This window comes from Bradyrhizobium sp. (genome assembly GCF_049581145.1).
Classification (GTDB): Bacteria; Pseudomonadota; Alphaproteobacteria; order Rhizobiales; family Xanthobacteraceae; genus Bradyrhizobium.
Map to the genome: position 1 here is coordinate 1 of NZ_JBAURI010000468.1, position 9,783 is coordinate 9,783.

At 63.1% G+C, this 9,783-nt stretch carries 8 protein-coding genes and 1 pseudogene; 3 read left to right on the plus strand and 6 right to left on the minus strand.

Going from position 1 to position 9,783, the window contains the following annotated elements; all coding sequences use genetic code 11:
• A partial coding sequence (locus WCB02_RS15430) for an SDR family NAD(P)-dependent oxidoreductase (RefSeq protein ID WP_423959203.1) occupies positions 1–1,404 on the plus strand: 1,404 nt, incomplete at its 5' end.
• An 84-nt stretch (positions 1,405–1,488) separates the two neighbouring features.
• Here the strand turns inward: WCB02_RS15430 and WCB02_RS15435 are convergent.
• The gene (locus WCB02_RS15435) at positions 1,489–2,484 is read right to left on the minus strand and encodes a glycosyltransferase family 2 protein (RefSeq protein ID WP_423959205.1); all 996 of its coding nucleotides are present in this window, start codon (positions 2,482–2,484) and stop codon (positions 1,489–1,491) included.
• Positions 2,485–2,572: 88 nt separating this feature from the next.
• On the opposite strand from WCB02_RS15435, the gene WCB02_RS15440 reads away from it, so the two are divergent.
• Complete coding sequence (locus tag WCB02_RS15440; protein WP_423959207.1) at positions 2,573–3,262, plus strand: GtrA family protein; 690 nt, start codon at positions 2,573–2,575, stop codon at positions 3,260–3,262.
• Positions 3,263–3,383: 121 nt separating this feature from the next.
• Positions 3,384–4,325, plus strand: coding sequence for an NAD-dependent epimerase/dehydratase family protein (locus WCB02_RS15445; protein WP_423959214.1), 942 nt, complete (start codon positions 3,384–3,386; stop codon positions 4,323–4,325).
• A 46-nt stretch (positions 4,326–4,371) separates the two neighbouring features.
• Here the strand turns inward: WCB02_RS15445 and WCB02_RS15450 are convergent, their stop codons facing one another.
• The 5 genes and pseudogenes from WCB02_RS15450 to WCB02_RS15470 all read right to left on the minus strand — a co-directional run.
• A complete protein-coding gene (locus WCB02_RS15450; protein WP_423959208.1) occupies positions 4,372–5,388 on the minus strand; it encodes a glycosyl transferase in 1,017 nt (338 codons plus the stop codon).
• Between the two features lie 99 nt (positions 5,389–5,487).
• Entirely contained in the window at positions 5,488–6,654 is a 1,167-nt protein-coding gene (locus WCB02_RS15455; protein WP_423959215.1) for a glycosyltransferase family 4 protein, read from the minus strand.
• A 105-nt stretch (positions 6,655–6,759) separates the two neighbouring features.
• A pseudogene (locus WCB02_RS15460) lies at positions 6,760–7,893 on the minus strand (glycosyltransferase family 4 protein); the annotation flags it as partial.
• 90 nt (positions 7,894–7,983) lie between these two features.
• On the minus strand, positions 7,984–9,369 hold the full coding sequence (locus tag WCB02_RS15465; protein ID WP_423959210.1) for a hypothetical protein: 1,386 nt from the start codon (positions 9,367–9,369) through the stop codon (positions 7,984–7,986).
• Between the two features lie 190 nt (positions 9,370–9,559).
• A partial coding sequence (locus WCB02_RS15470) for a hypothetical protein (protein ID WP_423959212.1) occupies positions 9,560–9,783 on the minus strand: 224 nt, incomplete at its 5' end.

Below are 9,783 nucleotides of genomic sequence, written 5' to 3' on the forward strand. Positions count from 1 at the left end.
GGCATCGAGAGCGGCGCGGTCAAGCATCTCTGGCCGGTCGGTCTGGTGTCGCCCTCGAGCGCCGATCGCGGTCAGTTCATCCGCAACATCCCGGTGCTCGGCGGGATCGACGACATCGAGGATGTGATCGGCGATTTTGCCAGGCGCAACAAGCCGATCGCGCGTGTGGTGATGACGCCGTCGGCCTTCGACCCGGAGGCGCACCCGGAATCCGTCCTGATGCGGGCGAAGCGGCTTGGAATGATCGTGAGCCGGCTGCCGTCGCTGGAGAGCGGCGATGCGCCGCGCCTGACGAGCGTCGCAGTCGAGGACCTGCTGCTGCGCCCGAGCGAGAAGATCGACCATGCCCGGCTCGAGGCGCTGGTGAAGAACAAGGCGGTGATCGTGACCGGCGGCGGCGGCTCGATCGGCTCGGAAATCTGCCATCGCGTCGTGACGTTCGGCGCCGCCAGGCTGTTGGTGCTGGAAAATTCGGAGCCGGCGCTTTACGCCATCACCGAAGCGCTGGCGGCGCAGCGAACCGATGCCGTCGTCGAGGGGCGGATCGGCGACATCCGCGATCGCGAGCGCATGCTGCGCCTGATGAAGGATTTCAAGCCGGACCTGGTGTTTCATGCCGCCGCGCTGAAGCACGTCCCGATTCTCGAACGCGACTGGAGCGAGGGGGTCAAGACCAATATTTTCGGGTCGATCAACGTCGCCGATGCGGCGCTGGCCGCCGGCGCTGACGCGATGGTGATGATCTCGACCGACAAGGCGATTGAGCCGGTCTCGATGCTCGGCCTCACCAAGCGTTTTGCAGAGATGTATTGCCAGGCGCTCGATCACGATCCGATTTCCCAGCCCTCAGCCAGGCGCAGGATGCGCCTGATCTCGGTGCGATTCGGCAATGTGCTTGCGTCGAACGGATCGGTGGTGCCGAAGTTCAAGGCCCAGATCGAGGCCGGCGGGCCGGTGACCGTCACCCATCCCGACATGGTGCGCTATTTCATGACCATTCGCGAAGCCTGTGATCTCGTGATCACGGCGGCCAGTCACGCGCTGGCGGCGGAGCGGCCGAGCGTGTCGGTCTACGTCCTCAACATGGGGCAGCCGGTCAAGATCGTCGAACTCGCCGAGCGCATGATCCGGCTCTCCGGGCTGCAACCGGGTCACGATATCGACATCGTCTTCACGGGGATGCGGCCCGGCGAGCGGCTCAACGAAATCCTGTTTGCGAGCGAGGAGCCGGCTGTCGAGATCGGCATGGCCGGCATCATGGCGGCCAAGCCCAACGAGCCGCCGATGCAGACGCTGCGGAAATGGATCGCGGCGCTGGAGCAGGCGATCGAGAACGACGACCCCACCACCATCAAGGCCGTCCTGAAGGACGCGGTTCCGGAATTCGGGTCGAATGCGGCGTAATGACGGATGTCGCCGGCGCGCGGAGACCAGCCCGGCGGTATGCGCGTCGAGATCCGGCAAAGATGGCTGAAGCCGAAACGGCGCTCAGCTCCTGCCGCGGTCGAGGACCGGATAGGACAGATAGCGCATGCGCTTGCTCTCCCGGCGTCCGCGGGTCACGGTTTCCAGGATGACGCCGGTCATCAGCGTCAGCAGTCCGGTGATCGCAAGTCCTGTCACCAGCACGGCGGTCGGCAGGCGGGGAACCAGTCCGGTTTCGAGATAGGTCAGGACCAGCGGAGCGGCGAGCACCGCCATCAGCAGGAACGCCACCGCGCTGATCACCGCGAAGAACCGGAACGGCCGCTCGGCCTTGAGCAGCAGCACGATGACGCCAAGAATGCGGATGCCGTCGCGCCAGGTGTGCAGCTTGCTGACCGAGCCCTCCGGCCGCTCCTTGTAGGGGGCGGTGATCTCGACAATACGCAAGCCGAGCTCCAGCGCGTGGACAGTGATTTCGGTTTCGATCTCGAAGCCTTCCGAGAGAGCCGGGAACGACTTCACGAAGCGGCGCGACATCGCCCGATAGCCTGACAGCATGTCGGTGCATCGATCGCCAAACGTATGGGACAGCACACCTGTCAGCAACGCGTTGCCGAACCGGTGACCGGGGCGATAGGCTTCCTTCCCGGTCGCGACGCGGATGGCGTTGACCATGTCCGCCTGCTGGTCGAGCACGGGCTCAATCAGGCGCCTGACGCTGGTCGCATCATAGGTGTCGTCGCCGTCAACCATCACATAGATATCGGCTTCGATATCGGCGAACATTCGCCGCACGACGTTGCCTTTGCCTTGCTGCGGCTCGGTTCGGCAAGTTGCGCCTGCCGCGCGTGCCACCGCGATCGTCCGATCGGTGGAGTTGTTGTCGTAGACATACACTGTCGCGCCGGGCAGCTCGGCGCGGAACGCCGTGACGACGTTGCCGATTGTCAGTTCTTCGTTATGACAGGGCACCAGCACCGCGATGCGCAGATCGGCCTCCCCCAGAGGATCGAACGGCTTCGGATCCTGTCCTGGGACGCGGGCAGCAACCTGGTCCATGTCTCGCTCCAATTCGTGGCCAATCCGGCGAAAGGCGGCACTGCCGCAACCACCATTGGCATTTGTCGTGTCTCGGTCAGAAAACCGAATGTCGATCCGGAAACTTGCTCCGCTGCCTATCGTGAAACCGCCAAAATGCAACAGTCAGGTCGCCCAGAAGAAAAATTGTTGCCGAAAAACAGCATGGCAGGGCCGTTGGAACTGTGCCAGAACCGCTCGCCCCGGGCTCGTAAAACAAGCGACGGCGCCGACCGGACTTGGGGTTGTCCCCCCTCGAGCCATCGGGCCGAGGCTAGTATGGCAGGTTCACTTTGTGATGATTCCGTCCGCAGCACAACACCTCATCGATCGCTTGCACGCGGCCTCCCGCGAACGCGCAACCATGTTCAAGGCGGTGAGTTTCGGTTTGATTGGTTTCTTCAACACCGCGATCGATTTCGCGGTGTTTTCGTTTGGCTATTATGTTCTCGGCCTGCCCATTATTGCGGCCAACCTGCTGTCATGGGCTTTTGCGGTATCCGCCTCGTATGTCCTGAACTCGACCATCACCTTTTCCATCGAGGCGCGCCGCGAGCTCAATGTCAGGACCTATGGCACCTTCGTGCTCGCCCAGCTGGCGGGTTTTGCCGCCAACACCACGACCATTCTGGTTGCCGCTCATTTCGTGCCGGTGCTGTTCGGGAAGGTGCTGGCGACAGGCGTCAGTTTCATGGTTAATTTTTCGCTGTCGCATTTTCTGGTGTTCAGAACGCCGGCGGCGGAACCCTTGCGTGACTGAGCGCCGTGCGGTTGCTCGGAATCATGACGGCATGGACGACGGTCCGACGCTGGGATTCGCCCGGCAAAGCCGGCCTGGTCCAACCTGACGGACCATCGAACAATTGGAGTTTCCCCTCATGCTGGCCGAAAGCCGCCCGGTCGTTCTGGTCACAGGTGCAAGCGGCTTTGTGGGCCGCCACCTAGCCCCGGCGCTCGCGCGCGAGGGATGGTCGGTCCGTCGCGCCGTGCGCCAACCGTCCGGCGACGCCGGGGACGTCGTCATCCAGTCGATCGGGCCCGCGACGGACTGGCAGACCGCGCTGGTTGGCGTCGATGCCGTCGTTCATCTGGCGGCGCGCGTCCACCACCAGAATGAAGAACACGCCGTGACGATCTATCAGGATGTCAACGTCGAGGGCACCCTGCATCTTGCGCGTTGCGCCGCCAATGCCGGGGCGCGCCATTTCATATTTGTCAGCACCGTTCTTGTGCATGGCAGGAGCAATGACGGTCGCGGACCGTTCAGCGAGGCTGACGCACTGACCCCGCGGGGGCTCTATGGCATGTCGAAGGCCACGGCCGAAGCCGGCCTGACCGCGTTGACGGAGCAATGCGACATGCGCGTGACGGTCGTTCGGCCGCCACTCGTCTATGGCTCGGGCGCCAAGGGGAATTTCGCCCTGTTGGCGAGGGCGGTGAAACGCCGCATTCCGCTGCCGTTTGCGACCATCAGCAACCACCGGGCGTTTCTGTCGGTGGAAAACCTGACGTCGTTCATCTCGTGGCGGCTGTCGAAGCCCGATGGAAAATTCGAGGTCTTTCTTGTTGCCGATGCCGAACAGGTGTCGACTCCCGAATTCGTCGAGCGGATTGCACAGGCAGCTGGGACCCGAGCGCGGCTTTTCCCGATGCCTGTGGCTGTCCTGAGCGCGCTGTTGAATATCAGCGGGCGCCAGGATGCGCATGATAGCCTGATCGGCTCGCTCGAGCTCGATCTCACCAAGGCCGCCTCGATCGGCTGGCGGCCGCCGGTGACGCTGGACCAGGGGCTGCGGAATGCATTATCGGCGCCCGAGACATGAGCGATGAGACTCGAGCGATGAGGCTTGACCATGCGGCGGCGTCCGTTCAGGACGACCGTCCTTGCGAAAATCTCGACAATACGAAGCCGACAGCGGCGATTCCGCCGGCGAGGGCCAGCACGCGGAGCGGGGTCGAATTCGTGAAGGTCGATGCGATCGCCAGCGCCGCCAGGACGACGTTCAACGCGAAGACGCGTCCGACGACATCAGGCACCGAGAATCCATTGTCCGTTGCGCGCTGATAGAAGTGCGTGCGATGCGCGGCCCAGAATGGCTGGCGCTTGAGCATGCGGCGCAGCAGCGTGATGGTCGCGTCGGCGAGGTAATAGAGGGGAAGCAGCAGAGCTGCGATCAGCTGCTGGTGGCAGGCGAGCTGCAGCAGGCACCATCCGAGCAGGAGCCCGATCGGCAAGCTGCCGACGTCGCCAAGGAAGACCTTCGCGATGGGCCGGTTGAACGGCGCAAATCCGATCATCGCGCCGAACAGTGCCGCGGCGAGCACGGTGGCGAAAGCCGAAAACGGCCCGATCAGGCCCAGTAGCGCGATCGCGCCGGCGATCGGCACCACTTCGGCTGCGGTCATCAGGTCCAGGCCGTCCATGAAATTGACGAGGTTCACGAACCACAGGCCGGCCAGCAGGATGAGGCCGCGTTCGATTGCGAGCGGAAGCTCCGGGGCGATCCGCAGATCACGCGGCAGAAGAAACGTGACCGCGCCGACCGATGCCGCCTGCAGCAACAGGCGCGGCAGCACGGCAATAGGCCTGACGTCGTCAACCAGGCCAACGAGCGCAATGAGCAGCGTGGCGGACAACAGCATTGCCGGGACATCGAGCCCCGCCGCTATCGCGGCAGCTCCGGCGGTTGACAGAGACGCTGCGATGACGGCAATGCCGGCGCCCTGCGGCGTCGGTTCACGATGCGACGATCGGGCATTCGGCCGGGCAAGCGCGTAAAGGCGGAGCAGGGGCAGCAGCAGTCTGATCAGAACAACGCAGATCAGCGCGGCCGCGACGATGACGAAAAGGGTGAGTGCCTCCGGATTGGCGTTGAGGGCGTTCATGAAAGCGGTTGCACCGGGACCCGACGCCTGGGGGTGATGGGGGCGTGGCGAGGTGGATATTTCACAAAATGCGCAGCGCGACAACAAGACAGGTGCGGCTCAAGCCGCGCTCTTCACCTCGTTGCGCCTGCGCAGCAACTGACCTTCAAGCAGGCGGTCCATGAGATCGCGATAGGCGCCGAGCGCGATCTGCCGCGTGTAGCGGGTAGCCACCAGGACCGCGCGGCGACCCTTTTCCTCTGTCGCCGCGGCGCTGGATGCCGCGAGCTCGATGGTCCGGGCCAGGGCTTGGGGGTCTTCGGGCGGCGTCACCCAGCCGATGTTCTCCTCCCGAAGCAGCACGGCTGCCTCCGAATCCGCTTCAGAGCAGATGATGATGGGGCGTCCGATCGCGAAGATGTTGTAGATGCGGCTCGGCACCGAGACGCCCGTGTTGTTCCTGCGATAGGGCACGATCCAGACGTCGCCCGCGGAGAGAAAGCTTTCGAGGTCGAAATCGGCGACCCGCTCCACCAGCGTGACGTTTGGAAGCGGCGAGGCGGCCTGTATGTCCTTGATCTTGGTCCAACCCACACCTTCGCCGGAAAGCAGGAAACGAATCCGGTCATCGTCTTTCAGAATGCGGGCCGCGGCGAATACCGACATGGGATCATGGGTGAAGCCGGCATTCCCGGACATGGCGATGACGAATTGACCGCCGCACAGCCTGCGGTAAGGGTTATCGGCAGACAGTTCCCGGTAGCGGACCGGCATGGTCGCCCAGTTGGGAATCAGGCTGATCTTTGCGGCGTCGGCGTTCGGATAGGCCATGATTTTCGAGGCCATGTCGCGGCCAATCACCACCATCGCATCAAGCCACCGGAACATCGTCTCATTCGCGGAGCGGAGCCATCGGGCGAGGATCGAGTTGGCGCTGAGAAATCCTGCCATCACCAGCGTATCGGGATAGAAATCGTAGATGATCAAGGCGGAAGCCGCCCCGCGAAGCCGGGCGGCCAGCGTCACCGTATACGGCAATGTGAAGGGCGTGGTGACGCTCAACAGGACGTCTTCGCTGCGCGCGTGCTTGAGCACGGCAAAGAACACCTGGACAGAGAACAGTACGGCCGCAAACGATCGCGAGACGAGCGCCGATTTGCCCGGCCACCAGCTCTTGATTTCGGAAACCTCGGGCTTGCCGGGCCCAGGTTGCGATGCAGAACCGGGCGCGCTCGTGATCACCATGACCTGGCGCTGCAACGCCAGCTCCCGCGCAATTTCCGTCATGTAGCCGGACGTGGTGCTGGGGAACGGCGCGTAGTGCTGGCTCACCAGGATGATCTTCCCGTCGTGCTGTGCGGGCTTGGCCTGCCGCGCGAGGCTCGGCCGTAGCGTCAACCGGTCGTATAGCTCGACGATCGAGCTTCCGATGATCCGTGCCGATAGCTTGTCGACGACCAATTGGCGCGCAGCCTCGCCAAAACGGGCGCGCAATTGGCGGGATTCCGCCAGTCGCAAAATGGCCTGCGCCAGCGCGGTCGGGTCCTCGATCGGCACCAGGCAGCCGGTCTGGCCATCGATCACGATTTCCCGGCAGCCCGGCGCGTCCGTTGCGATCAGGGGCCTGCCGCAGGCGGCCGCCTCCAACAGGCTGACGGGCAGGCCTTCCCGGTGCGACGGCAGCACCGCCAGATGACAGTTCCGCCACAGCGACACGATGTCATCGATGTGGCCGAGCCAGGTGATGCCGGGGCGCTCGATCCACTGCTCCACTTCGTCGAGCGAGACGGATGTGGGATTGGCGGGATCGGGGTTGCCGGCGATCAGGAGATTGCACTCATGTCCCTGGTCGCGCAGAATGCCATGCGCGGCCACCAGCGCCCGGATGCCCTTGTCGACCAGCAATCGCCCGGCAAAGCCGACGGTGATAGGCCCTTGCGGTTCCGGCAGGGGCTGCAGCGCGTCGCTATCGACCCCGGATCCCGGGATCAGTGTGATTCGGTCCGGCTTGATTCCGAGCGACAGCAGTGTCGATCGATCGTCGGGATTCTGCACCAGAACGCAGCTTTGCTTGCGGTTCAACAGCCACGGCAGGAGCCAGACCATGCCTTGGCGCAGCAACCGGGTCCGCCAATTGACCGATGTGAAGATATAGCCCAGCCCCGTGATGGCATTGACCATCGCGAATTTCTTGTCGAGAGCGGCCGCCGATCCATAGACACAGCACTGCAGGCCGGAATGATGAACGATGGTCGGATCGATTTGCTTCTCGACGCGCCGAATCGCCAGAAGGGTCGGGATGGCGGCAAATGGCGACAGGCCACCGCGCCGAAACGGGATCGGGTGCAGGATGAAGCCTTCATCTTCGATCGCCGCGGCGCCCTTGTTGACGTTGGTCGCCACATGGACTTCGAAGCCGGCCTCGCGTGCCGCCCGTGCCATCGGCAGGCGGTTCAGCAGGAACGCGAAGTCTTCGTTCACGATGTAAAGCACACGTCGAGGCAAGGTGGTTTTTCCGGAGGTCATCGAGTCACGACGTTCTACCCATGGGAAGACGGCCGCGCATCAATCAAAAAACGCGGTCTTGCGAAGCCGGTCAAGGCCCTGGTCGCTTTCTCATCGAGCAGGTTCGCCGAGAGCGTCCGGTCTGGCCAAGTGTCTGGCAGTCGCAACCATCATAGCAGCTAACACCGGCGCAAGCAGCAGTCCGCCGGAAAACAGCGCGATGTTCAATGCGGTCGTGATCAGCGTGAGCACTCCCCAGAAGGTCGCGGCCAGCACGGCAATACCGACGATCGACTTGCCGCGAGACAGAAACAGAAGGTCGATCGACCGGCAGACTGCGCCTGCAACGATGCTGTAGACGACAACTCCGGCATAGGAAAAGTCTGCCCAGGCATCGGCGATGAACAGGGTCGGGCTGGTGATATCGGGGCTGCCGTACCATATGCTGCCGACCAGACTGAAGCTCGGGACATAGGGCACACCCATCAGCATCGCGAGGGGGCGGATATTGGCGCCCCAGGCGAAAGGCTGCAGCCGCGGGAAGACGGCGAAATTCTCCACCAGGGTTTCGTTTTCAACTTCGAAGATGCGGGAGTACACGGTCTCGATCGGGGACATTCCGGGAGGGAAGATGATGATCAGACGGGTCGTGACGTAAATGACGAGCGCGAGAACGACGGCGCTGACCAGCGCCGTTTTCCACGACATCCTGTTGGTGAAGGTCAGGAGCGCTGCGAGCCCGATCTGGAGCAGGAAGAACGCCGGCGGGGCCTTGCTCAAGGTCTCGACTTTTCCGAGCGTGGTGACCAGGAGGAGCAGTGATGCCGCAACAAGCAGCGGCCACGATCTGTTCAAGGCGCCGGCCAAGAGCCCCCAGATGACGAACATGGGCGCCACCGCGGCGAGGATCACCCGATAGAGATAGTTCGGGCTGCCGCCGAAATGCGCCCGAAAGGTATCCCGCGCGGTATTGTCGCCTTTGATCGCAAAAAACTGCCTGATCATTCCAATGTGGTTTTCCCCGATGGAGAAGACCAGCATCACCACGGCCAGCGCAAGAACGACGACCAGCAAAGGGCGGTGATCGCTCATGTCATCCTGCGCGGTTCTCCCGCTCCAGCCTGCCAGAGCGGCCTCGGTCGCGGCGGCGCGAGCAGGGAACCATCGATTGACGATCTCGATGCCGACGATCAAGCCGAGATACATCAAGGACAGCGAGAAATTGACGGCGGTAATCACCGGGCCAAGGTCGCCGACTTTCGACGTCATCTTTGGAAACATGGACGGTGGTACCACGACATCCGCCAGCAATGGCCGGATCAGATGTCCATATTCGCCGGAGGAGAGCGTGAAGCTGAGCGACGCCGGTCCATAGACCAGGAGAAGCGAGCCGAGCAGCATGGTCGTCGTCGTCAGATACAGGCGCAATCGCAAGAACAGGTACAGCGCGGCTGCGATCATGGCGGCGGCGGCGGTCAGATAGCTGGCGGTCAGCATGGTATCCCTGGCGTGGCGTCAAACCGGGTTTTCGCCGTTCGAGGTCCCAGATGCAATAGCTCCACGGTCGGCTTGTGAAGCGAATTGGGCGACATTGAGTCGCGCGATTGGCCGTCTGCTGTTCGAAGTTCGTTTGGGTGCTATTTCATCATGCCGAAAGCGACGCGTCGAAATCGATGTGAAACCGCCGTCAAGAGGGAAGCCAGATTGGATTGCTCCACGCCCGCCGACGCTGCCTGTCCACAACGACGGCGCGCACATAATCGCCCTTGAATTTGCTGGTTGGCAATCGGACGCGTTCCTCCGATGGCGCCCACACCAGTTCCGATCGCGAGCCGCGCCCCAACAGCATGACGGCCGCCGCTTCTGAACAGCATACCTCGATTTGGTCGCGGTCGGCGCGCAGGTCATGAA

Bases quoted from the DNA above. Each gene is read 5' to 3' on its own strand.
- WCB02_RS15435 (WP_423959205.1), bottom strand. From the start codon at position 2,484: ATGGACCAGGTTGCTGCCCGCGTCCCAGGACAGGATCCGAAGCCGTTC.
- WCB02_RS15440 (WP_423959207.1), top strand. From the start codon at position 2,573: ATGTCGATCCGGAAACTTGCTCCGCTGCCTATCGTGAAACCGCCAAAA.
- WCB02_RS15450 (WP_423959208.1), bottom strand. From the start codon at position 5,388: ATGAACGCCCTCAACGCCAATCCGGAGGCACTCACCCTTTTCGTCATC.
- WCB02_RS15455 (WP_423959215.1), bottom strand. From the start codon at position 6,654: ATGACGGAAATTGCGCGGGAGCTGGCGTTGCAGCGCCAGGTCATGGTG.
- WCB02_RS15465 (WP_423959210.1), bottom strand. From the start codon at position 9,369: ATGCTGACCGCCAGCTATCTGACCGCCGCCGCCGCCATGATCGCAGCC.